The sequence below is a fragment of the Neorhizobium sp. LjRoot104 genome, assembly GCF_964253725.1.
Classification (GTDB): domain Bacteria; phylum Pseudomonadota; class Alphaproteobacteria; order Rhizobiales; family Rhizobiaceae; genus Neorhizobium.
This window is the reverse complement of the sequence record NZ_CAXURS020000001.1, coordinates 2,447,401-2,471,485: the sequence shown is the minus strand read 5'-3', so window position 1 is coordinate 2,471,485 and position 24,085 is coordinate 2,447,401. Positions and strand designations below refer to the sequence as shown.

Genomic DNA, 24,085 nt, shown 5'->3' with positions numbered 1-24,085 from the left:
GTCCTGTCGGGTGAGCCGCTAATCCTTCGTCTTCATCAGGAGAAGGAGCCACGCATGCTTTACGCCATCCTTTGCTACGCCCATGAGGAAACCGTCTTCGCCTGGTCCAGGCAAGAGGAGGAAGCCGTCATGGCAAAGCTCATCGAGGTACAGACGCCTTATGCTGAGGCCGGCAAGCTCGGCCCGGTCGGCCGGCTGATGCCGACGACCGCCGCCACCACCGTGCGCAAGGGCAAGGACGAACCCTTGGTGCTCGACGGGCCGTTTGCGGAAACCAAGGAAGTGCTGCTCGGTTTCTACACGCTCGAAGTCGAGACGCTGGAAGAGGCGGTCGCCTTCTCGAAGCAGCTTTCGGCGGCCAATCCCGGCTCCAGTTCCTATGAGATCCGGCCTTTCCTCGTCTTCCGTCCCGGCGACATCAAGAATAGCGAGACCAAGACATGACAGACATTGCCTGGATCGAGCTTGCCCTGACGGCGGCCCGGCCGCAGGCGCTCGGTGCGCTCCTCCGTTATTTCCGCGATCTCGACACCGCGGAAGAGGCTTTTCAGGAGGCGTGCCTGCGCGCCATCCGGACCTGGCCGGACAAGGGGCCGCCGCGCGACCCGACCGCCTGGCTGATCTTCGTCGGCCGCAACAGCGGCATCGACGTGGTCCGCAAGCGTTCCAGGAATGATCCGCTGCCGGAGGAGGAGGCCTTCTCCGACCTGTCCGACGCCGAGACGGATATCGCCGACCGGCTCGACAATTCCAACTACCGCGACGACATCCTGCGGCTGATGTTCATCTGCTGCCATCCGGACCTGCCGGCGACCCAGCAGATCGCGCTGGCGCTCCGGATCGTCTCGGGCCTCAGCGTCGCGCAGATCGCCCGGGCCTTCCTGGTCGGCGACAGCGCCATGGAACAGCGCATCACCCGCGCCAAGGCGCGTGTCGCGAAAGCCGGCGTGCCGTTCGAGACGCCGGGGCCAGCGGAACGGGCCGAGCGCCTCGGCATCGTCTCGGCGATGATCTATCTCGTCTTCAACGAAGGCTATTCCGCCGGCATCACCAATCCCGACAGCGCAGCCTTCTGCGACGAGGCGATCCGGCTTGGCCGGCTGCTGCTGCGCATCTTCCCGGCCGAGCCGGAGATCATGGGCCTCACGGCGCTGATGCTGCTGCAGCATTCGCGCGCCGGCACGCGCATCGACAAGGACGGGCAGATCGTGCTGCTCGAGGACCAAGACCGCAGCCGCTGGGACAGCAGGCTGATCAACGAGGCGCTGGCGCTGCTCGACAAGGCGATCCGCCACCGCAAGCCCGGCCCCTATCAGGTCCAGGCGGCGATCTCGGCGCTGCATGCGCGAGCGCCGACGCCAAAGGACACGGACTGGCAGGAAATCACCATGCTCTACGGCCTGCTGGAGCGCATCCAGCCGTCGCCGGTGGTGACGCTCAACAAGGCCGTCGCGGTCTCGAAACTCGAGGGGCCGGAGGCGGCGCTCGCGATGATCGCGCCGCTCGCCGAAAAGCTCGACGGCTATTTCTATTTCCATGGGGTCAAGGGCGGGCTGATGATGCAGGCTGGCCACCGGCACGAAGCCCGCGAGGCCTTCGACCGGGCGATCGCGCTTGCCAACTCGCCGGCCGAATGCGCCCATATCCGCCAGCAGATCGACAAGCTCTGCGCGGTCACGCCGCCGGCTGTGTAGCGGCTAGGTTGCTCGCATATGGGGCTGCCCCTCATCCGGCTGCCGCCACCTTCTCCCCGCTTGCGGGGAGAAGGACGCAAGCCGCGCCGTCTCCATGCCCTAAATGGCCTCGCGAGGCACGTCCCCTCTCCCCGCAAGCGGGGAGAGGGTTAGGGTGAGGGGCAGTCCCGCACGCGAACGCCCCTGCTACCGCCGCGGGGGCCGAAGCGTCATCTCGACGGAAATCACGTCGCCCGCGGTAAGGCCGGTCTTTTTCCGCACGGCGTCCTTCAGCGGCAGGAGATAGGTGTCGTCCTTCGGAAACAGCGAGGTGTAGAACGAAACGCCGCCGATCGTCGCATCGACCGGGATCACGCCCCAGCCATAGGTGAGAAGCTTCGACAGTCGTTTGATCTCCTCGGCGTGGTCCGGGGGAAGCGGCGCGAAGAAGAAGGGCGAGGGCCCGCGCCAGTGGATGATTTCGGCCTCGAAACTGAATTGGGTCACAGATCCTCTCCCGGTGCCTGTCGTTTCGCCCTCGACCTATGTGCCGCAGGCCTTGAAAAATTTCCACGGCGCTTGTCGGATTTCATTCTGGCCACACGTCCTGGGTTCAGCATCGGATGAGATGTTTTTTAAAACCTGGAGGGAGACCGACAATGACCGCCAATACCGCCAAATACGCATTGCAGATCGTTCGCGAAATGGCCGTTCCGGCCGACAAGCTCTACAAGGCCTGGACGACGCCGGAACGGATGGGCGAATGGTTCTGCCCCAAGCCCTGGAAGGTGACCGAAGCACGGCTGGACGTGCGGCCCGGCGGTTCCTGCTTTTTCCTGATGGAAGGACCGGACGGCGAGAAGATCCCCAATTACGGCATCTACCTGGAAGTCGTGCCGAACAGGAAGCTCGTCACGACCGACGCCTATACCAGCGCCTGGGTGCCGTCAGAAAAACCGTTCATGACCGCTGTCGTCGAATTCGAAGACCTCGGCGACGGCCGCACGCGATATACCGCGACTGCCTATCACTGGACCGAGGAGGACATGCAGGCCCACGAACAGATGGGCTTCACGGTGGGCTGGGGCATCGTCGCCGACCAACTCGAAGAGATCGCCAAGACGTTCTAACGCATGAACCGCCGCCCGGGTCAGGCTCGGGCGGCTTCATGTTCGCTTCGAGGCGCTTTCGAAATCGATTCAAAAGCCTGTTGGAAGTCTTTGAATATGGATTCGAATCCCGATTGTTCCGGGGTCCGTGCCGCTGGTTCATTGGGCTTGCGGGATCAGCGCTTCCGGTATCGTCAGGCTCGAATAGACGCGGTTGCGGCCGTTCTTTTTCGCCATGTAGAGAAGCTGGTCGGCGGCGTTGAGCTGGTTGCCGAACGTCTCGCGTTCCTCCATTTCCATGACGCCGATCGAGATCGTCACCGAAATGCTCTTCTCATGCAGCGGAATGTTGGTGGCCTGGATGTTGGCGCGTACCTGTTCGCAGAACGAATGAGCCTGGAAGGCGTTGGTTTCCTTCATGTAGATCGCGAACTCCTCGCCGCCGAGGCGGGCGGCGAGATACCGCCTGTCGGCGGTCATCTCGCTCAGGATGCCGGCAAGCCGCTTCAGTACCTGGTCGCCGGCCTCGTGGCCGTAGGTGTCGTTGACCGACTTGAAATGGTCGATGTCGAGGATCGCGACCGCGTCGTTTGCCGGTGCGGGTTGCAGGAGCGGGTTCTTCTCGAAGAAGAAGCGGCGGTTTGCCAGGCCCGTCAGATGGTCCCGCTCCGCCAGGTAACGCAGCCGCTTCAGCTGGGTCAGCGTCTCGACATTGTTGTCGATGCGGCATTGCAGCTCTTCCGGAACGAAGGGACGGTAGATGAAATCCGACGCGCCGGCCTTCAGGAAGCTTGCGGAAAGGCCGCGGTCGGACGAAGACGAAACCCCGATGATGCGCAGTTCGTCCGAAGGCCGGGTTGCGCGAATGCGTCTCGTCAGCTCGTGCCCGTCCATGTCGGGCATGTTGTAGTCGGTGATGACCAGTTCGATCGACGGGTTGTCGGCGAGCATGTCCAGCGCCTCCTTGCCGGAAAGCGCCTCGAGGACACGGAAGTTCTGCCGCTGCATGATCTCGACCAGACCGGAGCGGGCCCATCTCGCGTCATCGACGACGAGAACGGAAAAGGCGCTGTTGGTCAGGATGCGGTTCACGGTCTTGACCACCGTATCGACCGTCCGGTTGTCGCTCTTGACGATATAGTCGATGATCTTCCGCTCGGTGTAGCGGATGGTGCTCTCCGTCTCGGAGGTCGCCGTGAAGACGATCGTCGGAACCGCGTATTCGGCAAGCAGGGCAAGGATCTCGCCGTTCGGCGCATCAGGCAGGTTGAGGCCCGTCAGGGCCAGGGTGAACTTCTGCCCCGCCAGCAGCGTGCGGGCCTGCTCCAGGCTCGCACAGCAGAAGGTCCTGCCGGCTGTCTCCCGCTCGAGACGTTGCCGCAGCAAGGTCGAAAGGGCAGCGGAATCCTCGATGATAAGGATGTCATTTGATGATTGCAGGTTCGGAACGCCCAGGCCCGGCCGATTTCCGTTGCTGTCATCCATTTGATTTGCCTAAACTATTGTTCCCGTTGGCCGGGAAGATTATTCCGGATGGATTACCATTTTGTTATATTCTAAACCTATATTTGTGCCCGAAATCTCGTAGTCCCGTGTCGGTTGCCAAATCAGGGTGCCGGCGATGGCTGTCGCCCGCACCTATCCATTCCATCGAACGATCCCTTCGAAAGAATAGAGTTTGCGTCGGACACGCCCGATAACTATCTGACGGGCATCAACGAATGGATTTTTCAAAGATGGAACTCGGACTTCACACGTTTGGCGATGTCGATGCCGCAGCACCGGACAAGGGCGCGGAAGGTGCCAGGCGGATCAGGGATCTGCTGGAAGAGATCGCGCTTGCCGATCAGGTGGGGCTCGACGTGTTCGGCCTCGGCGAACATCATCGCCCGGACTATGTGATCTCGTCGCCTTCGACGGTGCTTGCGGCCGCTGCCGCGATCACCCAAAACATCCGGCTGACCAGCGCCGTCTCGGTGCTCTCGTCTGACGATCCGGTGCGGGTTTTCCAGCAGTTTTCCACCGTCGATCTGATTTCGAACGGTAGAGCCGAGATCATGGCGGGCCGCGGCTCGTTCATCGAGTCCTATCCGCTGTTAGGCTACGACCTCGGCGACTACGACGAGCTGTTCACCGAAAAGCTCGACCTGCTGCTCGCCATCCGCGACCAGGAGATCGTCACCTGGCAGGGGGAGAAGCGCGCGCCGATCAACGGCCGTGGCGTCTATCCGCGCCCGCTGCAGAAGGAGCTGCCGATCTGGATCGCCGTCGGCGGCACGCCGCAATCGGTGGCGCGGGCAGGGGCCATGGGCCTGCCGCTCGCGGTCGCCATCATCGGTGGCGAATATCCGCGTTTCGCGCCGTTCTTCAACCTCTACCGCGAGGCCGCCCGCCGCGCCGGCCAGGATCCGGCCAGGCTGAAGACCAGCATCAACGTGCACGGTTTCATCGCCGACACGACGCAGGCCGCGGCCGAGCAGTTCTACGGTCCGCAGGCCGAGGTGATGAACCGCATCGGCCGCGAGCGCGGCTGGGGACCGACCAACCGGGCGCATTTCGACGAGGCGCGCTCGAAGCTCGGCAATCTCTTCCTCGGCGAGCCGGAACTGGTGGCCGAAAAGATCATCGCCGCCCACCAGGTGTTCGGCATGGACCGGTTCCTGCTGCAGATGGCGATCGGCCCGATGCCGCACGACCAGGTGATGCGCGGCATCGAGCTCTACGGCACGAAAGTCGCGCCGATTGTCAGAAAAGAGCTCGGGTCGTCAGAAAAGAATTGACGGGCCCGGCCGATGGCGCGAAACCGGCCGCCTGATCAAGTTGGGACCTAAAGCAGACCATGGTTATCTCCACCGAAGACGAACTGGCCAGGCTGAAGGATATCGGCAGGCTTTGCGCGCAGGCGATGGAGATGATGGCGAAGGCGCTGGAGCCGGGCATCACCACCCGCGAGCTCGACGCGATCGGCCGCAAGTTCCTCGAAGAGAACGGCGCGCAGTCGGCGCCGGAGACCTGCTACCAGTTTCCGGGCGCCACCTGCATCAGCGTCAACGAGGAAGTCGCCCACGGCATTCCGGGCGACCGGGTGATCCAGGCGGGCGACCTCGTCAACATCGACGTGTCGGCGGTCAAGGATGGCTTCTTCGGCGATACCGGCGCGTCCTACGCGGTGCCGCCGGTCAGCAGAGAGATCGAGAAGCTTTGCCGCGACGGCCGCCGGGCGCTTTGGACCGGGCTGCAGCAGGTCAAGGCCGGCAAGCCGCTTTCCGGCATCGGCAATGCGATCGGCACCTTCGCCAAGAAGAACCGCTATACGCTGATCACCAACCTTTCGAGCCACGGCATCGGGCTGACGCTGCATGACGAGCCGAAGGAAATCCCGACCTGGCCGGACAGGCACGAGACGCGCTCGATGGAAGACGGGCTGGTCTTCACCGTCGAGCCGTTCCTGTCGCTCGGCGCCAACTGGGCCGAGGACGGCGGCAACGGCGATCCATGGACGCTTTACAGCGATCCCAAGGCACCCACCGTGCAATACGAGCACACGATCGTCGCGACCCGCAACGGGCCGCTGATCCTGACACTCGCGGATTGAGCGAAGACCTCCGCCGTCACGGCAGACCACCGCATCCCGGCGGATAGGTCAGTTGTGTTTGTTGCCCGGCACGGCATCGACCTGACGATAGAAGGCATCGGTACGCTCGGTCTGCAGGTTTCCAAGCATCTGGCGCGTATGGACGCGTGCCGCGCTCTGCAGCAATTGCGCAAAAGCGGCGTAACCGACGGCGTCGGCCTGGCGAAGCTGGGTGATCAACGGATCGACGAGTACTTCGGAAAGGGTCAGGTCATGTTCCATGCGCATGCCTCCGCGCCCCGATGGCGATGCGTCAGAGATTGGCTTGCTTTCATGTCAGCAGCAAGACGATTTCGGTCATGCGCTGCACCAAATCGTCGCGGCATATGCGCGATCGCTTGTGTACCGGTCCATCATTCCGGTGCATCGCTGCGATGAAAATTCCTCATTTGCCGCGATCGGGCGCGGCTGCGATAACCGTGCCATGCTGCAGATCAATACGAACTACTCGCACCGCCCCCTGCTGATCGGTTTCGCCGGCTCCATAGCGATGGCGGCGGCGATGGGTTTCGGGCGTTTCTTCTACACGCCGATCCTGCCCGGGATGATGACCGGCATTCCGCTTTCGGCGGCCGATGCCGGGTATATCGCGGCCGGCAATTTCGCCGGCTATCTCGCCGGCGCCATCCTGTCGGCTTATGGCTGGGCGGCCGGGCGCGAGCGCAAGGTGGCGCTTTTCGGGCTTCTGGCGACCGCGATCCTGCTCGCCGCCATGGCCGCGACGGATTCGGTCTTCGCCTTCACCATCATCCGCTTTCTCGCCGGCCTTGCGAGCGCGCTTGCGATGATCTTCACCTCGTCGATCGTGCTGCCCTATGCGGTGGGCCGCGACAACGTCAACGCCCTGCATTTCGGCGGCGTCGGGCTCGGCATCGCCCTTTCCTCCGCACTGGTCTTTGCCGTCAATGCGATGGCCGGCGCCAAATGGCTCGGTTGGGCGCCTGGCTGGCGGGTGAACTGGCTCGCCGGTGCGGCGATCGTGTTTCTCGTGCTCGCCGTCGTCGCCTGGATCCTGCCGAAACAGGCGATCGGAACCGGCTCGGCGGTCGAGCCGCCGCTTAAATGGCGCAGGCCACTCGTGCTGCTCACCGCTTCCTACGGCCTGTTCGGCTTCGGCTACGTGATCACGGCGACCTTCCTCGTCACCATCGCGCGGATGGGGAATGCGGGTCCGATCGTCGAATTCCTCGCGTGGTTCCTGACCGGTTCGGCGGCTGCCGTCTCGCTCATCCTCTGGCGGCCGGTGGTCAACAGCTTCGGGCTTGCCAAGGCCTATGCCGCGGCGCTTGCCCTGCAAATGGTCGGCGTGCTCGGTTCGGTCGTGCTGCCGCCGACATCAGGCGCGCTTGTCGGCGGGCTGCTGCTCGGCGTCACTTTCATGGTGATCACCGCCTACGGCCTGCAGATCGGCCGGAAGCTTTCGCCGGAGAGCCCGCGCCGGGCGCTCGCCTGCGCCACCGCCGCCTTCGGTACCGGCCAGATCATCGGCCCGCTCGTGGCCGGCTGGATCGCCGAAGCAAGCGGCGGCAGTTTTGTCGCGCCGACGCTGATTGCGGCGGCGGCGCTCGTCGTCTGCGTCCTGCTCGCGCTGCCGGTTGCGCGCAGCGCCTTCGAATAATCCCACGGTTACAATTATGTAACCAAGGAACGCGGCCATTGCCGCCCTCTTGGAACTGCCTTAGTTTTCGGCTCAATAGTCGTTCCGACATCCCGCCGACTCGAACTCAGGAAAGCCCAAGCTCCGTGTTCCACTCCTTCTTTCCCCGGCCCAAACCGTTCGCGATTTCAGGCGTCGTCTGGGCCATTGTTACCATCCTGGCCTGGTATTTCATCTTCGACGGCCTTGGCGCGTCACTTGGATATGTGATGCCGGAGCGAGAACCCTACGATCTTTCGTACTTCCTGGTGCCGGCCAACCTTTGGTTCTACGCATATTTCGCGGTCTGCCTTGCGCTTTTTGGTGGTGTCTGGACCGTGATCGCCAAGGATCATCCCTGGAAACGCTGGTCGATCTGGGGATCGCTGCTGATCATCGCGGTGACCTATTTCGGAGTGCAGGTCTCGGTGGTGATCAACAACTGGCGGCGGCCGTTCGGCGACCTGCTGCAGAATGCGCTTTCCAAGCAGCCGGGGATTACCGCCTGGAACTTCTACGATCTCCAGATCGTCTTCGCCCAGATCGTCTTCCTCAGCATGGCCGTCTCGATCCTGACGGACTTCTTCACCAGCCACTACATCTTCCGCTGGCGCACGGCGATGAACGACTTCTACATGTCGAAGTGGGAAAAGCTGCGCCATATCGAAGGCGCGTCCCAGCGTGTCCAGGAAGATACGATGCGGTTTTCGGCAACGCTCGAGGGGCTCGGCATCAACCTGATCAATGCGGTGATGACGCTGGTCGTCTTCCTGCCGATCCTGTTTGCACTGTCGGGCTACGTTTCCGAACTGCCGCTGATCGGGGAAGTACCGCATGCGCTATTCTGGCTGGCGATCTTCTGGTCGGCCTTCGGCACGATCCTTCTGGCGACCGTCGGGGTCAAGCTGCCGGGGCTGAATTTCCGCAACCAGCGCGTGGAGGCGGCCTACCGCAAGGAACTGGTGTATGGCGAGGACCATGCCGACCGCGCCCAGCCGGCGACCGTCAAGGAGCTCTACAGCAATGTGCGGAAGAACTATTTCCGCATGTATTTCCACTATCTCTATTTTAACGTGGCGCGTTATTTCTACATCCAGGCCGATGCGGTGTTCCTGCTGCTGATGCTGGTGCCGACGATCGTCGCGGGCAAGATCACCTATGGTATCTACCAGCAGATCGCCACCGCCTTCGGCCAGGTCAGCAACTCGTTCCAGTATCTGGTCAACTCCTGGACGACGATCATCGAACTGCTCTCCATCCACAAGCGCCTCAAGGCCTTCGAAGCGGCCATCGACGATCAGCCGCTGCCGACCATCGACCAGCATTACCTGGAGCGGGAAGCCGAAGCCGGCGAACTTGCGGCCGACAAGCCCTATTGATCTGGATAGCAGGTTCCAGGACAGCACCTTTGGCCGCGCCGGACGTCTTGTCCGGCGCGGTTCTGGTTCAGGGATGGGGCAGGCGGGTATTTCAGTATATCGGGTATTCAGGCTTTCCGCCTGTCCCGGCCGTTCCTGCGGCTTTCCGGGAGTTGTCAGTTCCCGTTCCACCACGTTCGACAGCCATCACCGGAAACCGGGGTCCGAAAACCCTTGGAGGAAGATGCCGGTTCGCGAACCCGGTTTCCCATCCGATGACGGGGTGATTATGTGGCGGGTTCGGGAGGCGGGGATGAGAGGGGACGTGGATCAGGGTAAGGGGTTGATGAGATTGGGGTGTTTTTTGCGGGTGACGAAAATCGTCCCCGCTCGGATACCCATGGACCCCAAGGGATTGCCTCATGTGGAGCTTGTCCCTCATCCGGCTGCCGCCACCTTCTCCCTGTTCTGACGGGGAGAAGGGATATGCCGCGCCCTCTCTGTTTTTCTCTGGAGTCCGGTGGGGCAAGTCCCCTCTCCCCGCAAGCGGGGAGAGGGTTAGGGTGAGGGGCTATCGCCGCATGTGAAAAGCCATCAGGATCAAAGCCCAGACGCCATTCGCGGTTTTTCCCGCTCGCGGATCAGCCTGATCGCCTGCGAATAACTCACGCAGGCAACGTCCTCCTTGGCGCAGACCTCCGTCACCAGCCGCTCCATCGCCCGCCAATAGGCGCCGCCGTTCATTTCGACGAAGTGCAGGCCGATCTGCAGGGGAATGCGGTCGCCGTCGTATTCTCGGTCGAAGGCGGCCTTGAAGGCGGAATAGGCGCGTTCCTCGAATTCGGCGGAGCTGCTCGGATTGTCGATGCCACCGGAATGGCGGATGAAGAGGTTGTAGTCCATGGCGATGATCGGCCGATCGGAGGGACCTTCCGGGATGAGCGGCAGCCCGAAGCGGACGAGGCCGCCCTTTTCCTCCGGCATGGCGGGTCCCTTGGTGACGAGGCTGGCGTCATAGCGGATGCCGGCCCGCCTTTCGGCTTCGACCAGGCCGGGGCTGGTCGAGAAATAGGGAGCGCGGAAGCCGGCGATCCCGGTCGCGACGAACTCCTTCCAGCCGGCCGGCTCCTCCGATCCGGCGCCGGTCGCCTTCCACGCGTTGGTCAGCACATCGCGGAAGGTGTTGAACTCTGCGGTCCAATCGGCTGCCGTCCAGTCCTTGCCGTCGAAATGGCCGCAGGTATGGCTGGAAATGTCGTGGCCTTCGAGATGCGCCTGCCAGACGTGGCCGAGCCTTTCGCGGGCCTCGGCAGCGGTTTGGGCAAAGCCGATATTCGACTTTCCCGGCTTCTCGTTCGGCCCCTGGTAGCTTCTGGAATTGGCGCGTTCGATCACCAGCGTGCAGGAGAGGAAATAGGTGAAATGGGCACCGGAGCGCCTGGCGAGATCGCGGCTGCGCTGCCAGAGATTGTTGGCACCGGCGCCGTCGAAGGAGACCATCACCAGCTGTTTCGGCTTGTCGGCGGCATCTGCCGCGACGGGGGCAGCGAGGAGACAGAGGGCGAGGGGAAGGGCAAGCGGACGCATCGGGCACCTGAATCATGGCGAAGGGCAGCCGGCTTTGTGGCCGCTGAATAAGGCAAAGCTTTGAGCGGATAGGTTTAAGTGTGGATTCCTGCGAAAGCCGCGAACGCGCTTTCTTGGCGCGTGTTTTCGGTCCTGCATTTGTCGCCTTTGCTAAACCGGCGCCCACTTTTGCGCGAGAGGAGTTAAGGGGGGCCTTACATCTCCGGGAAAATAGGCTAGAAGGCGCTTTTCCGCATGATGGGCCGGTTGGGCCGGAGACTTTGATGGCGCAGGACGACGACAGTTTTATTCGCGAAGTGAACGAGGAACTTCGCTCCGATCAGTTCAGGGGTGCATGGCAGCGTTACGGCAGGATCGTGATCGCGGTCGCCGTGCTGATCGTCGTCGGTACGGCCGCCTATCGTGGTTACGAATACTGGGACACGCATAATTCCTCGCAGTCCGGCGACCGTTTCCTGGCGGCGCTGAAGCTTGCCTCGGAAAACAAGAACGACGAGGCGCTGGCAGCCTTCGAAGCGCTCGAAAAGGACGGCACCGGCGCTTATCCCGTGCTCGCCAAGCTGCGCGCCGGTTCGGTGCAGCAGTCGAAGGGCGATGCAGCCGGGGCGATCGCCACGTTCTCGGCGGTCGGCAAGGACAATGCAGCGCCGCAGGCGATGCGCGACCTCGCCAGGATGCGCGCCGCATGGCTGCTGATCGACAACGGCACCTATGAACAGGTGGCCGCCGAAGTGCAGCCGATGGCGGTGCCCGCCAATCCGCTTGCCAATTCCGCCCGCGAGGCGCTTGGTCTTGCCGCCTACAAGGCCGGCAACTTCGCGCAGGCCAAGGAATGGTTCCAGCAGATTGCCAATGACGCCTCCGCGCCGCGCAACGTCGCCAACCGCGCGCAGATCATGCTCGACAACATCGCCTCTTCAGGCAAGGCGCCCTGACGGTTTTCGCCCAGGGCTTTAAGGATACAGAATGAGCTTCACCGTCGCCATCGTCGGACGCCCGAACGTCGGCAAGTCCACGCTTTTCAATCGCCTGGTTGGGAAGAAGCTGGCGCTTGTCGACGACACGCCGGGCGTCACCCGCGACCGCCGTCCGGGCGACGCGAAGCTCATCGACCTGAAATTCACGATCATCGATACCGCCGGTCTCGAAGAGGCGGGACCCGAGACGCTCGAAGGCCGCATGCGCGCCCAGACCGAGGCCGCGGTCGACGATGCCGACCTGACGTTGTTCGTGGTCGATGCCAAATCCGGCCTGACGCCGCTCGACAAGACTTTTGGCGAGTTGCTGCGCCGCAGCGGCAAGCCGGTGGTTCTGGTCGCCAACAAGTCGGAAGCGCGTGGTTCCGACGCCGGTTTCTACGACGCCTATACGCTGGGCCTGGGCGAACCGGTGCCGATCTCGGCCGAGCACGGCCAGGGCATGATCGACCTGCGGGACGCGATCGTCGAGGCGCTCGGCGAGGAGCGGGCGTTTCCGGAAGACGATGACGAGGCGCAGACGAATATCGACGTCCGGGATTCCGATTTCGCCGACGAGGGCGAGGACGAGGCCGAGCCGGAATACGACGAGACCAAGCCGCTGCGCGTCGCCATCATCGGCCGTCCGAATGCCGGCAAGTCGACGCTGATCAACCGCTTCCTCGGCGAGGACCGGCTGTTGACCGGGCCGGAAGCCGGCATTACCCGCGACAGCATTTCCGTCGAGTGGGAATGGCGTGGCCGCACCATCAAGATGTTCGACACCGCCGGCATGCGCAGGAAGGCACGCGTCCAGGAAAAGCTCGAAAAGCTGTCGGTGGCGGATTCGCTCAGGTCGATCCGGTTTGCCGAAACGGTGGTGATCGTTTTCGACGCGACCATTCCGTTCGAAAAGCAGGACCTGCAGCTCGTCGACCTGGTGTTGCGCGAAGGCCGCGCCGCGGTGCTCGCCTTCAACAAGTGGGATCTCGTCGAGGATACGCAGGCGCTGCTGGCCGACCTGCGCGAAAAGACCGAGCGGCTTCTGCCGCAGGCGCGGGGGCTTCGCGCCGTGCCGATTTCCGGCCAGACGGGCTATGGGCTCGACAAGCTGATGCAGAACATCATCGACACGGACAAGGTGTGGAACAAGCGCATCTCGACCGCGCGCCTCAACCGCTGGCTCGACGGCGTTCAGACCCAGCATCCGCCACCGGCCGTCTCCGGCCGCCGCCTGAAGCTCAAGTACATGACCCAGGTGAAAGCCCGCCCGCCGGCCTTCATGGTGTCCTGCACCAGGCCGGACGCGCTGCCGGAAAGTTATGTGCGCTATCTGATCAACGGCTTGCGCGCCGATTTCGATATTCCGGGCGTGCCGATCCGCATGCATTTCAAGGCGGGTGAAAACCCGTTCGAGGGACGCAAGAAGAAGCGGTAGTTTTTCAGGCTGGTCGTTCGGCTGCTTGCCTGGAGCTGCCCCTCATCCGGCTGCCGGCACCTTCTCCCCGCTTGCGGGGCGAAGGGATATGCCGCGCCGTTTTCGTCACTCTCATCGTAGTAAATGGAGGCCTGCTCTCAATTCTCGTTCGGGAACCGGGAGCGTGCGTCTTGCGTCCTTCTCCCCGTCAGAACGGGGAGAAGGTGGCAGCAGCCGGATGAGGGGCAGGCCTGGCTCCGGTACTAAACCGTCGAAGGCCGAATTCCGCCGCGCGGTGCCGGCAGTTTCGGCTGCCCCTGGGCGATCATCACATTGTTCAGGAACTGCTTCGACGCCGCTTCCCAGGTGAACTTGCGGGCAAGCGCCTGGGCGTTTTCGCGTGAGCAGTGGAGTGCGGCAAGGCAGGCCTCGCGAAGATCCTCGTCGAGCGCGCCGGCGCCGGAACCTTCCTCGATGATGTCGATCGGGCCGGTGACCGGATAGGCGGCGACCGGCACGCCGCTCGCGAGCGCCTCCAGGATCGTGTTGCCGAACGTGTCGGTCTTCGACGGAAAGACGAAGACGTCGGCCTGGGCATAGGCGCGGGCGAGGTCGTCGCCGGTCTTCATGCCGGTGAACAGCACGTTGGGGTAGCGCTTCTGCAGGTCTGATCGAGCCGGGCCGTCGCCGACGACGACCTTTGAGCCGGGCAGGTCCAGGTCGAGGAAGGCGGGCAGGTTCTTTTCCACCGCGACGCGGCCGACGGTCATGAAGATCGGGCGCGGCAGGTCGAAGGGCCGCTCGTCGAGATCCATCGGATGGAACATGGTCTGGTCGATGCCGCGGCTCCAGCGCAGCAGGTTCTTGAGGCCGAGCTTCGACAGTTCGCGCTCGAGGCTGGCGGTCGCCACCATGCAGCCATTGCCGGCATTGTGGAACCAGCGCACGAAGCCATGCAGCCAGCGGACCGGGATGGGAAAGCGCGCCGACACGTATTCCGGAAAGCGGGTGTGGTAGCTGGTCGAGAAGGGGATGTCGTTCTTGAGGCACCAGCGGCGTGCGAGCAGTCCGAGCGGGCCTTCGGTGGCGATGTGAACGGCGGTCGGCATCGACGCCCGGATGGCGCTGGCGATCTGCCAGTAGGTGGTGACCGAAAGGCGGATTTCCGGGTAGGTGGGGCAGGGAACGCTGGTGAAATCCTGGGGCGTCACCATCGTCACTTCGACGCCCATCCGGGCGAGTTCCCGATTGGTATTCTCGATCGAACGGACGACGCCGTTCACCTGAGGATACCAGGCATCCGTCACGATGGTGATTCTTGTCATGGAAGGCCGAACCCGGTTGCCGATCCGCCGACGACTCGCGTGCAACGGAGCGTTTTCGGCCTTCTATCGGGAAAGTTTGTTACAGGCTGATGAAGGGGGCATGTCGGGGGCAGTCCAGCGAGAATTGCCGCAGGCTGCGGAAAGTGATATCCAATCTCTTTGAAGGAGATATCTCGAATGCCGCTTTTCGTTCGCGACGAAGAAATCGCCGACATGACGGTGGAGCTGCAGGGGCTTTTGAAGGCCCCGACCAAGACCGAGGCATTGCGCCAGGCCCTGCGTCATGAACTGGAGCGAGTGAGGGCGACGGTGCCGGTCAAGGAACGGCTGGCGAGGGCGCGGGCCCTGGCCGACGCCTTGGGGCCTTCCGATCCGGGTTTCAACCAGAAGGCATTCGCTGACGATCTCTGGGATGATCTTTGATGTTCATCGACGCCTCGGTCATCGTTGCCATCCTGAAACCGGAAGAGGATGCCGACGAGCAAATGCGGCGGCTCGATGATGCAGGAGGACCGTTCTACGTCTCCCCGCTTGTCAGGATGGAGGCCAGTCTGTCGTTGGCTCGGGCCAAGGCGGAGGCTTTAGGTAAGGATAAACGGCCGACAATGGAGATGGTCAAGGGCGCCGGCGATGCTGTCGATGAATTCATAAGCGCACTTGCGGCGGAAGATATCGCGATCTCATCCGAGATCGGCATTGCGGCACGCGAAGTTGCCATCCGGTACGGCAAAATCGTCGGCCACAAGGCCAAGCTCAATCTTGGCGACTGTTTCACCTATGCCTGCGCCGCGAGCAGAGGACAGAGGATCGCTTACAAGGGCGAGGATTTCATTCACACCGATATGGCGTGAGAGTGCAGGACTCTCGACCTTCGAGCTACGCAACGTGCGGGAATCGAGGCGGCTCGGGGGGGGGGGCGGCGGCGTCTCGGCTCCCCTATCCCTTCAGTCTGAACACGTCCGGTGGGGTTTCACCCCGGCAGCAGCGCCGGGCTGATCAGCGCGCCGTGGTGGCCGATGACGACCGACGCGACCGAGGCCCCGTAGGCGGCCGCCTGCGCCGGCGGGGTGCCGCGGACGAGGCGGGAGAGGAAGGCGCCGTTGAAACTGTCGCCGGCGCTCGTCGTATCGACGAGCTGTGCGGCCTTCACGGAGGGGACGTGGACAGGCGCTGCCCCGCCGAAACTCAGTGTCACGCCATCGGCGCCGTTCTTGACCACGACGTTCTCGACGCCGAGCGCATGGTAGCGGGCGATGGTGTCTGCGACGGTTGCGTCACCGAAATGGGTGGTCTCGTCGTCGAAGCTCGGCAGCACGAGGGAGGCGGCACGGGCGCCGGCCTCGATCGTCTTCAGCATATACTCCCTGTTCGGCCAGAGGCGGGGGCGGATGTTCGGGTCGAAGGCGACCGTCTTGCCGGAAGCCTTGGCGCGGCGCAGTTCCGACAGCAGCGTCTCGACCGCTTCGGCGCTAAGGATGCCGAGCGTGATGCCGGAGAAATAGAGGATGTCGGCGGCTTCGATGGCCTGGCGGAGGTGGTCGGCGTCGTCGGCGAGCTTTTTGGCGGCGGCGGTGTCGCGCCAGTAGCTGAAGGTGCGTTCGCCGTTCTTCAGCGTGATCAGGTAGAGGCCGGGCGTCTTGCCTTCGATGCGGCGGATGAAGCTCGTGCCAATGCCGGCATCTTTCATCATCGACAGCATTTCCGTCGACAGCGGATCGTCGCCGACCGCGGTGAAATAATCCACCGACCATTCGGCAGGCAGGCAGGCGCGCGCATACCAGGCGGTGTTGAACGTATCGCCGGCAAAGCCCTTGCGCAGCAGGCCTTCGCCCGCCTGCGACAGCTCCACCATGCACTCGCCGATCGAAAGAAGTTTTCCGCCCAATTGTTATCCCTCCCGTATCTTGAAACTCGCTTAGGCCGAAGTTTCAGCCGTGGCAAGAGAGTGGTTCGCGAACTTCGCGGAGCCTTGCTTATGCGTTGTCTTTTGAACGGGGGGCACTAGGTTGGGTTGGAACATTTGGGAAAGGAGAGTCGGAAGATGGCGACACAGGCGATGAAGGCAGTCGATGCAAACTGGTGGCGCGGCGCGGTGATCTACCAGATCTATCCGCGCTCCTTTCAGGACACGAGCGGCGACGGGATCGGCGACATCAAGGGCATCACCGCGCGCCTGCCGCACGTCGCCTCGCTCGGCGTCGATGCGATCTGGCTTTCGCCCTTCTTCACCTCGCCGATGGCCGACATGGGCTATGACGTTTCCGACTACTGCAATGTCGACCCGATGTTCGGCGCGCTCGCCGATTTCGACGAGATGATGGTGGAGGCCGAGCGCCTGGGGCTGAAGGTGATCATCGACCAAGTGATTTCCCACACCTCCGACCGGCATCCGTGGTTCGTCGAAAGCCGCTCCAGCCGCACCAATCCGAAGGCCGACTGGTATGTCTGGGCCGATCCGAAACCGGACGGCACGGCGCCGACCAACTGGCTGTCGATCTTCGGCGGGCCGGGCTGGGAATGGGACGGCGTGCGCAAGCAATATTACATGCACAACTTCCTGATCGCCCAGCCGGACCTCAACTTCCACAATCCCGACGTCCAGAACGCCATGCTGGATACGGTGCGTTTCTGGCTCGATCGCGGCGTGCACGGTTTCCGGCTCGATACGGTCAACTACTATTTCCACGACAAGCAGCTGCGCAACAATCCGCCGATGGTCTATGACACCGACGGGGCCGGCATGGAGACGGATACCAATCCCTATTCGATGCAGAACCATCTCTACGACAAGACGCAGCCGGAAAATATCGGCTTCCTGAAGCGGCTGAGGGCGCTGCTCGACAGTTACGAGGGGCGTGCGACGGTCGGCGAAGTCGGCGACGGGCCGCGTTCGCTCTCCACGCTGGCGCTCTACACGACCGGCAATGACAAGCTGCACATGTGCTACACCTTCGATTTCCTGGGTCCGGCCTTCGATGCCGCCTATATCCGCAAGGTGATGACGACGGTGGCGGACACCGTCAGCAACGGCTGGGTGTGCTGGGCGTTTTCCAACCATGATGTCGTCCGCCACGTGACCCGTTTCGCCGAGTCCCCGGCGGAGCAGGATCGGGTCGCGAAACTGTCGATCACGCTGCTTTCGGTGCTGCGCGGCTCGATCTGCCTCTATCAGGGCGAGGAACTGGGGCTAACCGAGGCGGAGCTCTCCTTCGAGGATCTGCGCGATCCCTACGGCATCCGCTTCTGGCCGGCCTTCAAGGGCCGCGACGGGTGCCGCACGCCGATGGCCTGGGAAGCGGGCGAGCCGCATGCGGGCTTCACCACCGGTTCGAAAACCTGGCTTCCGGTGCCGGGCGAACATGCAAGCCGGGCCGTGGATGTGCAGGAGGCGCTTCCGGAGTCGGTCTTGAACCATTACCGGGCGGCGCTCGCCTTCCGCAAGGCGCATCCGCCGCTGATCGATGGCGACATGACCTTCCTCGACACCAACCAGGACCTGCTCGCCTTCGTGCGCGAAAAGGGCGGCGAGAAGCTGCTGTTCGTCTTCAACCTGACCCGCGAGCCGCAGGGTTTCACCCTGCCGAAACGGTTCGGCGAAAGCCTGCCGGTCAACCTGCCGGGCTTCATGTCGCGGCTCGAAAAGGGCGTGGTGAAGCTCGACGCCCTCGACGTGTTCTGCGCCCGGGTGTGAAGGCCTTTACGTCGGCGGCATGTTCTCGAATTTCGGCAGGGCCGGATCGAGATGGTCCCAGGCGTGGCCGGCGGCGTGCCAGGTCACGAATTGCGGCTTGTACCGGCTCGGATCGTCGAGGCTGCCGGCGCGGATGACGAAGTAATCCGGGTGGGCGGGGAATGTCATGTAGACGGGCGAACCGCAGGTGGGGCAGAAGGCCCGCCTTTTGACGGTTCCGCCGTCGCCGGTCGCTTCCCAATGGGTCGCCTTGCCCTCGACCTTGACGGCGGTGCTTGCGAAGGTGAGGTGGGAGGCGTGGCCGGTGCCGCTTTCGCGCTGGCACTGGCGGCACTGGCAGTCGAGCATGACCGCCGGTTCGGCGGAGATTTCATAACGAAGTGCGCCGCAGGCGCATCCGCCCGTAAAGGGGGTGCTCATGTCTTGTCTCCATGGGATGGTCCAACCGCGGGCGGAAGGTGTTCGGCTGAAACCTCCGCCCCTGGTCCGGGGCTTGCCTGGATCATGGGGCGAAGGCGGCGACGGGGCTTCAGGCAGGGATGAGACGGTCGTATTCTTCCTTGAGGCGGCTCCAGCCTTCCCAGAACGATTCCGGTTCGGCGCCGGTCGCCCGGGCAACCAGGATGTCGAGGTGGATGTGCCAGCCGGCGCCGACCATGACCATGTTGCGGCGATCGGAGATCCGCCGGTGGGTGACGGTGAGCAGGATTTCGCTGTCGGCCGGCTGAAGCTCGAAGCTGACCTCGCCGCGCGGCGGCCAGGAAAAAACGAGGCGATGCGGAGGCTCGAACGCGATCACCTCGCTCTGCATGCTGTGTTCGGCGGGAAAGCCCTCGGGCCTGCCTTCCGACGAGCCGGACAGTTCGTCGTTGCGCCAGGTGAGTTCGAATGAGGTGCCCGCCTGCGCCGGTATGACACCCGACGCGAGCCACTGGCGGCGCAGATCGCTGTCGGTGAGATAGGCCCAGATCCTTTCGATCGGCCCGGGCAATCGACGCTGGATGGTGAAGGCGAAAGGTTCGGCCACAGCGCCGTATTTGTTCAACGATGTCATGTCGTTCATCGGTCTTCTCCCGTTTCAGGTTCAGTTTCGGATTTCTGCTGGGCAGGGGATTTCAGCGGGTTCTCCCGGAGTTCGTCCCGGGCGCTCTTTTGCGCATCCTCCTCCCTGAGAAGGCGTTCCAGAATATCGAGCCTGCTGGTCCAGAAGCGCTCATAGAAGGTGAGCCACTCATGGGCTGTCGCCAGCGGCCCGGGTTCGAGGCGGCAGAGATGGGTGCGGCCTTGGATCTCACGGCGGATCAGTCCGGCGCCTTCCAGCACCTTGATGTGTTTCGATGCCGCCGCGAGCGACATGTCGTGTGGCTCGGCCAGCTGGCTGACCGTGCGCTCGCCCTGCGCCAGCTCGCGGAGCATGCGGCGGCGCGTGCCGTCGCTGAGGGCGTGGAAAACCGTGTCGATCGGATGTGCTTGTAATTCAACCATGTGGTTGAATATGTGCGCACGGCATTTTATTGTCAACCGATCGGTTGAATAATTTTGCGGAGAGAGGATCTCGCGGATTAGGCTTCGGCGTAGCGGGCGGGTTCGCTTCTGAGCCGGGTGATATCCTGGATGGGCGGAGCGCCGAACAGGCGGCGGTATTCGCGGCTGAACTGCGAGGGGCTGTCGTATCCGACCTGATGGGCGGCGGTCGCGGCGTCCATGGCATTGCCGAGGATGAGGCGCCGGGCTTCCTGCAGGCGCAGTTGCTTCTGGTATTGCAGCGGGCTCATCGCCGTCACCTCGCGAAAGTGCTGGTGCAGCGAGGACGTGCTCATCCGCGCTTCGACCGCGACCTGTTCGATCGAGAAGGGGGCGGAAAAGTTCTGGCGGATCCAGGAAATTGCCCGGTTGACCTGCTGCAGCCGGTTTTCGGGTGCCAGGATCTGGCGGATCATCTCGGCCTGATCGCCGCGCAGCAGGCGGAACATCAGTTCGCGCTCGATCAGCGGCGCGAGATAGGCGATCTCGTCCGGCTTATCGACAAGCTGGGTGAGGCGGAGCGCGGCGTCCAGGAATTCCGGGGTTGTGTGGCTGAGGCCGATGCATTTTTTGCGCATGGTCGGGACACCTGACGCGGCGGGCATGTCTACCAGCATTTCGCTGAGGAGCTTCAGGTCGAGATCAAGGCGCAGGCAGAGATAGGGCTCTTCATGCGTTGCCTCGATGACCTGGCCGGTGACGGGCATGTCGACCGAGACGACCAGATACTGGCCTGGGCTATAACGAAAGATCTCGTCGGCCAGCATGACCTGCTTGGCCCCTTGCGCGATGATGCAGACCGCGGGCTCGTGGAGAACGTGCAGCGGCTCGGTCGGCTTCGACACGCGGATCACCGACAGACGTGGGATCGCGGTTTCGAATACGCCATCACCTTCGGTGTTTTGTGCAATCAGCCGGGCAAGTTGCTCGAGTTTTTCCATCCTGGCCTCGTCTGGCGATGGGAGTGCCTTGAAATGCGGCACTCCTGCGGTTTGATGTAGGCGTCATATGGTGGCGCTGCCGGCCATTTCAATTGAGCTTCGGAGGATTGTGCAATCATGCCGGAGGACTGGTCTACCGCTCGATCCCCGCTTTCCATCATATTCTGCTTGTCCGATCGAACCAGCCCGGACGCAGACGGAGATGGTGATGAGCAACTTGCAGCGCTTACTTGAAAGCCCCTTCCATTGGGCCGCCGATTTTGCCGGCGTCTTTCTCAAACGCTCCCGCGGCACGCAGCGCAGCCGCCGCGAACGGGTGGCGAGGAGGGAATATCTCAATGGCTGACCGATATCTTCGCGCGTCCCTGGCGTTTGCCGCCTTCACCTTCGTCGCGACATTCACCGTGTTCGCGCACGAGATCAATGACCAGGAGAAAACCATGACCGAACATCCCTATGCCGGAATGTGGGTGACCGAGGACAACCACATCCGCCACGAGCTTCTGCCGAACGGCCGCTACGTGGAAGCGCGCGGCACCCGTGAAAAGGCCTATGAAGGCCGTTACTGGGTGACCGGCGACCACATCGACTACAAGGACGACACCGGCTTCACCGCCGACGGCGATTTCCGCGACGGCGTGCTTTACCATGCGGGGATGGTGTTGAGGAGAAGGTGAGGGGAGGTTACCCCCACTCAAAGCGACCTTGTTTTTCCCGCACGAAATTCAGTCAGGGCATCCTCTGCGAGACGGTCGACTTGCTTTCCGCATCGTCTATCTTGATCTGGCGATCCCAGCGTTCAGCCTGAAACCCCTCGAACCAGAGTGAGAAAGCCTCGAACTCTTGTCGGTCCAGATGAGTAACGGCTTTCTCTATCTGCTGCAGTTTTGTCACGAACGATTCCCCTAAGGAGTTAAGCCGCAGGGCGTTTCACCGTCCTGTCGCCGCGTCCTTCCAGAAGGCCGGCGATGGAGATGTCTTCGTCGAGATCGTCCCAGTGAATGCCACCCGGGCTCAGTTCGAATTTTTCGCGATCGGCCGGTTTCGCAAGGAGGAGACGCGGAAACCAGGCAAGCGGCACGCCCAATGTGCGGCCGTCGTTGAGCGAGACCCACATGGTGTCGTCGTCGAATTTCACCTCAGTTGCCGAAATGCTCATGCCATGCCCGCTTGATCAGAGAACGATTGTCGATGACGAGCCGGATAATAGCAGACAGGTCACGGCTGTTGAAGCCGTCGCTTTCGGCCACGCCGATAGTCGGCTCCAACCAGATCTTCGCATTCGCGCCGCCGCCTCGGACATGGATATGAAGAGGCTCACGCGGGTCGCCTTCGTTGGAGTAGAAAAAGAATCTCAGGTTTCTCGAGCGGAAGACAACTGGCATCAACGCCTCCGTTTGTAACTCTATCTTCCCGCTTTAGAGCTCGAATGGTTGTCGCTAACGAATGGCTCTGACACCTCACCCGATCAGCGCAAACTTGTCCACATCCACCATGCCCTTGTCCGAAATCTTCAAATGCGGGATGACCGGCAGCGGCAGGAAGGCGACCTGGAGGAAGGGTTCCTGGAGGGTCGTGCCGAGCGCGTAGGCGGCCTGGCGGAGGTGGTGGAGGGTGTCGCGGACGGTCTCGTAGGGTTCTAGGCTCATCAGGCCGGCGATGGGCAATGCGATTTCGCCGGTGACCTTGCCATCCTCGACCACCACGAAGCCGCCGTGGATTTCGCCGAGCCGATTGGCGGCCATCGCCATGTCGTCCTCGCTGACGCCGACGACGCAGATATTGTGGCTGTCGTGCCCGACGGTCGAGGCGATGGCGCCCTTCTTCAATCCGAAACCCTGGACGAAACCGTTGGCATGGTTGCCGTTCCTCCCATGCCGCTCGATGACCGCGACCTTGATGATGTCGCGGGCAAGATCGAGGCCGGTCTGGTTGCCGGTCGCGGGCAGGAGGTATCGTCGGTGTTCGGTGATGATCTTTCCGGGCATCACGCCGATGACGGGCGTTTCGCCCTCGGTCACCGGCACGCCGAAATGCATCGCCTGGACGGAACGCGCCTTGACGCTGTCGAGACCGACGGGGGCGACGGGTTTGCGGCTGGCGAAGAGTTCGTCCGTGACTTTGCGGCCGGCGGAGAAGACCGTCTCGGCCTTGCAGTTTTCGAGACTGTCGATGACGACGAGATCGGCGCGCCAGCCGGGGGCGACGAGGCCGCGGTCGCGTAGGCCGAACGCTTTTGCAGCGGAAATCGAGGCGGCGCGGTAGACGGCGAGCGGCTCGACGCCGTTGGCGATCGCGGTGCGGATCATATAGTCGAGATGGCCCTGCTCGGCGATGTCGAGCGGGTTGCGGTCGTCGGTGCAAAGGGCGAGATAGGGCGACAGCCGCTCGGTGAGGAGCGGCATCAGCGCGTGCAGGTCCTTCGAGACCGAGCCTTCGCGCACCAGGATATGCATGCCCTTGCGGATCTTTTCGAGCGCCTCTTCGGCGGTGGTGCATTCGTGTTCGGTGCGGATGCCGGCCGCGAGGTAGCCGTTCAGATCATTGCCGCGCAGCAGCGGCGCGTGCCCGTCGATATGGTCGCCGTAGAAGGCGTCGAGCTTGGCGAGGCAGATCGGGTCCTTATAAATGACGCCGGGGAAGTTCATGAATTCGGCAAGGCCGATGACCTTCGGATGGTCCCGGAAAGGCAGCAGCTTTTCGATCGGCAGATCGGCGCCTGCCGTCTCCAGATGGGTGGCCGGCACGCAGGAGGAGAGCTGGACGCGGATGTCCATGATCGTTTCGAGCGAGGAATCCAGGAAAAATTGGATGCCCTCGATGCCGAGCACGTTGGCGATCTCGTGCGGATCGCAGATCGCGGTGGTGACGCCGTAAGGCAGGACGCAGCGGTCGAACTCGTGCGGCGTCACCAGCGAGCTCTCGATGTGCAGATGCGTGTCGATGAAGCCCGGCACGACGATCCTGCCGGAAATGTCGATTTCGGTCTTGCCGGCATAGGTCCCGCAGGTGCCGACGATGCGGTCGCCGCAGATGGCGATGTCGGAGGCGACGAGTTCGCCGGTGACGAGATCGAAGAACTTTCCGCCCTTCAGCACGATATCTGCGGGCTCGCGGCCGGTGCCCTGGTCGATGAGGGTTTCGAGGCGGGTGGTCATGGCGGTCTCCTCGCGCTGAATCGGTCGCCTAACCTAACCGCTCGACGAGGAAACGGGGAGAGGCGATCGATGCGGG

Annotated in this window: 28 protein-coding genes; 14 read left to right on the top strand and 14 right to left on the bottom strand. The window is 62.9% G+C overall.

All coding sequences use genetic code 11. The features are described from left to right. Positions 1-54: 54 nt before the first annotated feature. Complete coding sequence (locus tag ACSQ8R_RS12540; RefSeq protein ID WP_436253658.1) at positions 55-444, top strand: YciI family protein; 390 nt, start codon at positions 55-57, stop codon at positions 442-444. Then, positions 441-1,694, top strand: coding sequence for an RNA polymerase sigma factor (locus ACSQ8R_RS12535; protein ID WP_436253657.1), 1,254 nt, complete (start codon positions 441-443; stop codon positions 1,692-1,694). The genes ACSQ8R_RS12540 and ACSQ8R_RS12535 overlap by 4 nt, the downstream gene beginning before the upstream one ends. A 186-nt stretch (positions 1,695-1,880) precedes the next feature. On the opposite strand, the gene ACSQ8R_RS12530 is transcribed toward ACSQ8R_RS12535, so the two are convergent. Beyond that, positions 1,881-2,180 (bottom strand): DUF1905 domain-containing protein, encoded by a 300-nt coding sequence (locus ACSQ8R_RS12530; protein ID WP_436253656.1) that lies wholly within the window; start codon positions 2,178-2,180, stop codon positions 1,881-1,883. Between the two features lie 152 nt (positions 2,181-2,332). Here ACSQ8R_RS12530 and ACSQ8R_RS12525 point away from each other — a divergent pair, with 152 nt between their 5' ends. Then, complete coding sequence (locus ACSQ8R_RS12525; protein ID WP_436253655.1) at positions 2,333-2,803, top strand: SRPBCC family protein; 471 nt, start codon at positions 2,333-2,335, stop codon at positions 2,801-2,803. A 138-nt stretch (positions 2,804-2,941) separates the two neighbouring features. On the opposite strand, the gene ACSQ8R_RS12520 is transcribed toward ACSQ8R_RS12525, so the two are convergent. After that, positions 2,942-4,267, bottom strand: coding sequence for a GGDEF domain-containing response regulator (locus ACSQ8R_RS12520; RefSeq protein ID WP_436253654.1), 1,326 nt, complete (start codon positions 4,265-4,267; stop codon positions 2,942-2,944). Positions 4,268-4,518: 251 nt separating this feature from the next. Here ACSQ8R_RS12520 and ACSQ8R_RS12515 point away from each other — a divergent pair, with 251 nt between their 5' ends. Both ACSQ8R_RS12515 and map read left to right on the top strand, forming a co-directional pair. Continuing rightward, entirely contained in the window at positions 4,519-5,562 is a 1,044-nt protein-coding gene (locus ACSQ8R_RS12515; protein WP_436255454.1) for an LLM class flavin-dependent oxidoreductase, read from the top strand. 59 nt (positions 5,563-5,621) lie between these two features. Continuing rightward, positions 5,622-6,377: a type I methionyl aminopeptidase gene (gene map, locus ACSQ8R_RS12510; protein WP_436253653.1), complete on the top strand. Its 756-nt coding sequence runs from the start codon at positions 5,622-5,624 to the stop codon at positions 6,375-6,377. A 48-nt stretch (positions 6,378-6,425) separates the two neighbouring features. Here the strand turns inward: map and ACSQ8R_RS12505 are convergent, their stop codons facing one another. Continuing rightward, positions 6,426-6,638, bottom strand: coding sequence for a hypothetical protein (locus tag ACSQ8R_RS12505; protein WP_436253652.1), 213 nt, complete (start codon positions 6,636-6,638; stop codon positions 6,426-6,428). 202 nt (positions 6,639-6,840) lie between these two features. Here ACSQ8R_RS12505 and ACSQ8R_RS12500 point away from each other — a divergent pair, with 202 nt between their 5' ends. Beyond that, positions 6,841-8,034 carry a YbfB/YjiJ family MFS transporter gene (locus ACSQ8R_RS12500; protein ID WP_436253651.1) on the top strand — a complete coding sequence of 398 codons (1,194 nt, stop codon included), beginning with the start codon at positions 6,841-6,843 and terminating at the stop codon, positions 8,032-8,034. Between the two features lie 125 nt (positions 8,035-8,159). Continuing rightward, positions 8,160-9,431 carry a peptide antibiotic transporter SbmA gene (sbmA, locus tag ACSQ8R_RS12495; RefSeq protein WP_436253650.1) on the top strand — a complete coding sequence of 424 codons (1,272 nt, stop codon included), beginning with the start codon at positions 8,160-8,162 and terminating at the stop codon, positions 9,429-9,431. A 579-nt stretch (positions 9,432-10,010) separates the two neighbouring features. On the opposite strand, the gene ACSQ8R_RS12490 is transcribed toward sbmA, so the two are convergent. Then, positions 10,011-10,997 carry a polysaccharide deacetylase gene (locus ACSQ8R_RS12490; protein WP_436253649.1) on the bottom strand — a complete coding sequence of 329 codons (987 nt, stop codon included), beginning with the start codon at positions 10,995-10,997 and terminating at the stop codon, positions 10,011-10,013. 263 nt (positions 10,998-11,260) lie between these two features. On the opposite strand from ACSQ8R_RS12490, the gene ACSQ8R_RS12485 reads away from it, so the two are divergent. After that, entirely contained in the window at positions 11,261-11,932 is a 672-nt protein-coding gene (locus ACSQ8R_RS12485) for a tetratricopeptide repeat protein (protein WP_046666595.1), read from the top strand. 31 nt (positions 11,933-11,963) lie between these two features. Beyond that, entirely contained in the window at positions 11,964-13,391 is a 1,428-nt protein-coding gene (gene der / locus ACSQ8R_RS12480) for a ribosome biogenesis GTPase Der (protein WP_436253648.1), read from the top strand. Positions 13,392-13,633: 242 nt separating this feature from the next. Here the strand turns inward: der and ACSQ8R_RS12475 are convergent, their stop codons facing one another. Next, positions 13,634-14,695: a glycosyltransferase family 4 protein gene (locus ACSQ8R_RS12475; protein WP_436253647.1), complete on the bottom strand. Its 1,062-nt coding sequence runs from the start codon at positions 14,693-14,695 to the stop codon at positions 13,634-13,636. A gap of 177 nt (positions 14,696-14,872) precedes the next feature. Here ACSQ8R_RS12475 and ACSQ8R_RS12470 point away from each other — a divergent pair, with 177 nt between their 5' ends. Together ACSQ8R_RS12470 and ACSQ8R_RS12465 are read left to right on the top strand one after the other, a co-directional pair. Beyond that, a complete protein-coding gene (locus tag ACSQ8R_RS12470) occupies positions 14,873-15,118 on the top strand; it encodes a type II toxin-antitoxin system VapB family antitoxin (protein WP_436253646.1) in 246 nt (81 codons plus the stop codon). Next, complete coding sequence (locus ACSQ8R_RS12465; protein WP_436253645.1) at positions 15,115-15,546, top strand: type II toxin-antitoxin system VapC family toxin; 432 nt, start codon at positions 15,115-15,117, stop codon at positions 15,544-15,546. Before ACSQ8R_RS12470 ends, ACSQ8R_RS12465 begins: the two co-directional genes overlap by 4 nt. A gap of 119 nt (positions 15,547-15,665) precedes the next feature. On the opposite strand, the gene ACSQ8R_RS12460 is transcribed toward ACSQ8R_RS12465, so the two are convergent. Next, positions 15,666-16,580 carry a sugar kinase gene (locus tag ACSQ8R_RS12460; RefSeq protein ID WP_436253644.1) on the bottom strand — a complete coding sequence of 305 codons (915 nt, stop codon included), beginning with the start codon at positions 16,578-16,580 and terminating at the stop codon, positions 15,666-15,668. Between the two features lie 156 nt (positions 16,581-16,736). Between ACSQ8R_RS12460 and bglA the strand changes: the two genes are divergently transcribed. After that, positions 16,737-18,386, top strand: coding sequence for a beta-galactosidase BglA (gene bglA, locus ACSQ8R_RS12455; protein ID WP_436253643.1), 1,650 nt, complete (start codon positions 16,737-16,739; stop codon positions 18,384-18,386). Positions 18,387-18,392: 6 nt separating this feature from the next. Here the strand turns inward: bglA and ACSQ8R_RS12450 are convergent, their stop codons facing one another. The 4 genes from ACSQ8R_RS12450 to ACSQ8R_RS12435 all read right to left on the bottom strand — a co-directional run bounded on the left by ACSQ8R_RS12450 (position 18,393) and on the right by ACSQ8R_RS12435 (position 20,851). Then, on the bottom strand, positions 18,393-18,806 hold the full coding sequence (locus ACSQ8R_RS12450; RefSeq protein ID WP_436253642.1) for a GFA family protein: 414 nt from the start codon (positions 18,804-18,806) through the stop codon (positions 18,393-18,395). 109 nt (positions 18,807-18,915) lie between these two features. Beyond that, positions 18,916-19,449 (bottom strand): SRPBCC family protein, encoded by a 534-nt coding sequence (locus tag ACSQ8R_RS12445; RefSeq protein WP_436253641.1) that lies wholly within the window; start codon positions 19,447-19,449, stop codon positions 18,916-18,918. Beyond that, complete coding sequence (locus ACSQ8R_RS12440) at positions 19,446-19,871, bottom strand: ArsR/SmtB family transcription factor (protein WP_436253640.1); 426 nt, start codon at positions 19,869-19,871, stop codon at positions 19,446-19,448. Before ACSQ8R_RS12440 ends, ACSQ8R_RS12445 begins: the two co-directional genes overlap by 4 nt. A gap of 77 nt (positions 19,872-19,948) precedes the next feature. Continuing rightward, positions 19,949-20,851 carry an AraC family transcriptional regulator N-terminal domain-containing protein gene (locus ACSQ8R_RS12435; RefSeq protein WP_436253639.1) on the bottom strand — a complete coding sequence of 301 codons (903 nt, stop codon included), beginning with the start codon at positions 20,849-20,851 and terminating at the stop codon, positions 19,949-19,951. A 208-nt stretch (positions 20,852-21,059) separates the two neighbouring features. On the opposite strand from ACSQ8R_RS12435, the gene ACSQ8R_RS12430 reads away from it, so the two are divergent. Then, complete coding sequence (locus ACSQ8R_RS12430; RefSeq protein ID WP_436253638.1) at positions 21,060-21,197, top strand: hypothetical protein; 138 nt, start codon at positions 21,060-21,062, stop codon at positions 21,195-21,197. Beyond that, on the top strand, positions 21,190-21,528 hold the full coding sequence (locus ACSQ8R_RS12425) for an Atu4866 domain-containing protein (RefSeq protein ID WP_436253637.1): 339 nt from the start codon (positions 21,190-21,192) through the stop codon (positions 21,526-21,528). Before ACSQ8R_RS12430 ends, ACSQ8R_RS12425 begins: the two co-directional genes overlap by 8 nt. Positions 21,529-21,580: 52 nt before the next feature. Here the strand turns inward: ACSQ8R_RS12425 and ACSQ8R_RS12420 are convergent, their stop codons facing one another. From ACSQ8R_RS12420 to ade, 4 genes are all read right to left on the bottom strand, one after another. Beyond that, positions 21,581-21,745, bottom strand: coding sequence for a hypothetical protein (locus ACSQ8R_RS12420; RefSeq protein WP_436253636.1), 165 nt, complete (start codon positions 21,743-21,745; stop codon positions 21,581-21,583). A 19-nt stretch (positions 21,746-21,764) separates the two neighbouring features. Continuing rightward, entirely contained in the window at positions 21,765-22,010 is a 246-nt protein-coding gene (locus tag ACSQ8R_RS12415; protein WP_436253635.1) for a DUF2442 domain-containing protein, read from the bottom strand. Beyond that, positions 21,991-22,236 carry a DUF4160 domain-containing protein gene (locus tag ACSQ8R_RS12410; protein WP_436253634.1) on the bottom strand — a complete coding sequence of 82 codons (246 nt, stop codon included), beginning with the start codon at positions 22,234-22,236 and terminating at the stop codon, positions 21,991-21,993. The genes ACSQ8R_RS12415 and ACSQ8R_RS12410 overlap by 20 nt, the downstream gene beginning before the upstream one ends. 75 nt (positions 22,237-22,311) lie before the next feature. Further along, on the bottom strand, positions 22,312-24,009 hold the full coding sequence (ade, locus tag ACSQ8R_RS12405) for an adenine deaminase (protein ID WP_436253633.1): 1,698 nt from the start codon (positions 24,007-24,009) through the stop codon (positions 22,312-22,314). Positions 24,010-24,085 lie beyond the last annotated feature (76 nt).

What these genes read in the sequence shown, in the direction of transcription:
- ACSQ8R_RS12540 (WP_436253658.1), top strand. Translation starts at nt 55, where the DNA reads ATGCTTTACGCCATCCTTTGCTACGCCCATGAGGAAACCGTCTTCGCC.
- ACSQ8R_RS12535 (WP_436253657.1), top strand. Translation starts at nt 441, where the DNA reads ATGACAGACATTGCCTGGATCGAGCTTGCCCTGACGGCGGCCCGGCCG.
- ACSQ8R_RS12525 (WP_436253655.1), top strand. Translation starts at nt 2,333, where the DNA reads ATGACCGCCAATACCGCCAAATACGCATTGCAGATCGTTCGCGAAATG.
- ACSQ8R_RS12520 (WP_436253654.1), bottom strand. Translation starts at nt 4,267, where the DNA reads ATGGATGACAGCAACGGAAATCGGCCGGGCCTGGGCGTTCCGAACCTG.
- ACSQ8R_RS12515 (WP_436255454.1), top strand. Translation starts at nt 4,519, where the DNA reads ATGGAACTCGGACTTCACACGTTTGGCGATGTCGATGCCGCAGCACCG.
- map (WP_436253653.1), top strand. Translation starts at nt 5,622, where the DNA reads ATGGTTATCTCCACCGAAGACGAACTGGCCAGGCTGAAGGATATCGGC.
- ACSQ8R_RS12505 (WP_436253652.1), bottom strand. Translation starts at nt 6,638, where the DNA reads ATGGAACATGACCTGACCCTTTCCGAAGTACTCGTCGATCCGTTGATC.
- ACSQ8R_RS12500 (WP_436253651.1), top strand. Translation starts at nt 6,841, where the DNA reads ATGCTGCAGATCAATACGAACTACTCGCACCGCCCCCTGCTGATCGGT.
- ACSQ8R_RS12490 (WP_436253649.1), bottom strand. Translation starts at nt 10,997, where the DNA reads ATGCGTCCGCTTGCCCTTCCCCTCGCCCTCTGTCTCCTCGCTGCCCCC.
- ACSQ8R_RS12485 (WP_046666595.1), top strand. Translation starts at nt 11,261, where the DNA reads ATGGCGCAGGACGACGACAGTTTTATTCGCGAAGTGAACGAGGAACTT.
- der (WP_436253648.1), top strand. Translation starts at nt 11,964, where the DNA reads ATGAGCTTCACCGTCGCCATCGTCGGACGCCCGAACGTCGGCAAGTCC.
- ACSQ8R_RS12475 (WP_436253647.1), bottom strand. Translation starts at nt 14,695, where the DNA reads ATGACAAGAATCACCATCGTGACGGATGCCTGGTATCCTCAGGTGAAC.
- ACSQ8R_RS12470 (WP_436253646.1), top strand. Translation starts at nt 14,873, where the DNA reads ATGCCGCTTTTCGTTCGCGACGAAGAAATCGCCGACATGACGGTGGAG.
- bglA (WP_436253643.1), top strand. Translation starts at nt 16,737, where the DNA reads ATGGCGACACAGGCGATGAAGGCAGTCGATGCAAACTGGTGGCGCGGC.
- ACSQ8R_RS12450 (WP_436253642.1), bottom strand. Translation starts at nt 18,806, where the DNA reads ATGAGCACCCCCTTTACGGGCGGATGCGCCTGCGGCGCACTTCGTTAT.
- ACSQ8R_RS12445 (WP_436253641.1), bottom strand. Translation starts at nt 19,449, where the DNA reads ATGAACGACATGACATCGTTGAACAAATACGGCGCTGTGGCCGAACCT.
- ACSQ8R_RS12440 (WP_436253640.1), bottom strand. Translation starts at nt 19,871, where the DNA reads ATGGTTGAATTACAAGCACATCCGATCGACACGGTTTTCCACGCCCTC.
- ACSQ8R_RS12435 (WP_436253639.1), bottom strand. Translation starts at nt 20,851, where the DNA reads ATGGAAAAACTCGAGCAACTTGCCCGGCTGATTGCACAAAACACCGAA.
- ACSQ8R_RS12430 (WP_436253638.1), top strand. Translation starts at nt 21,060, where the DNA reads ATGAGCAACTTGCAGCGCTTACTTGAAAGCCCCTTCCATTGGGCCGCC.
- ACSQ8R_RS12425 (WP_436253637.1), top strand. Translation starts at nt 21,190, where the DNA reads ATGGCTGACCGATATCTTCGCGCGTCCCTGGCGTTTGCCGCCTTCACC.
- ACSQ8R_RS12415 (WP_436253635.1), bottom strand. Translation starts at nt 22,010, where the DNA reads ATGAGCATTTCGGCAACTGAGGTGAAATTCGACGACGACACCATGTGG.
- ACSQ8R_RS12410 (WP_436253634.1), bottom strand. Translation starts at nt 22,236, where the DNA reads ATGCCAGTTGTCTTCCGCTCGAGAAACCTGAGATTCTTTTTCTACTCC.
- ade (WP_436253633.1), bottom strand. Translation starts at nt 24,009, where the DNA reads ATGACCACCCGCCTCGAAACCCTCATCGACCAGGGCACCGGCCGCGAG.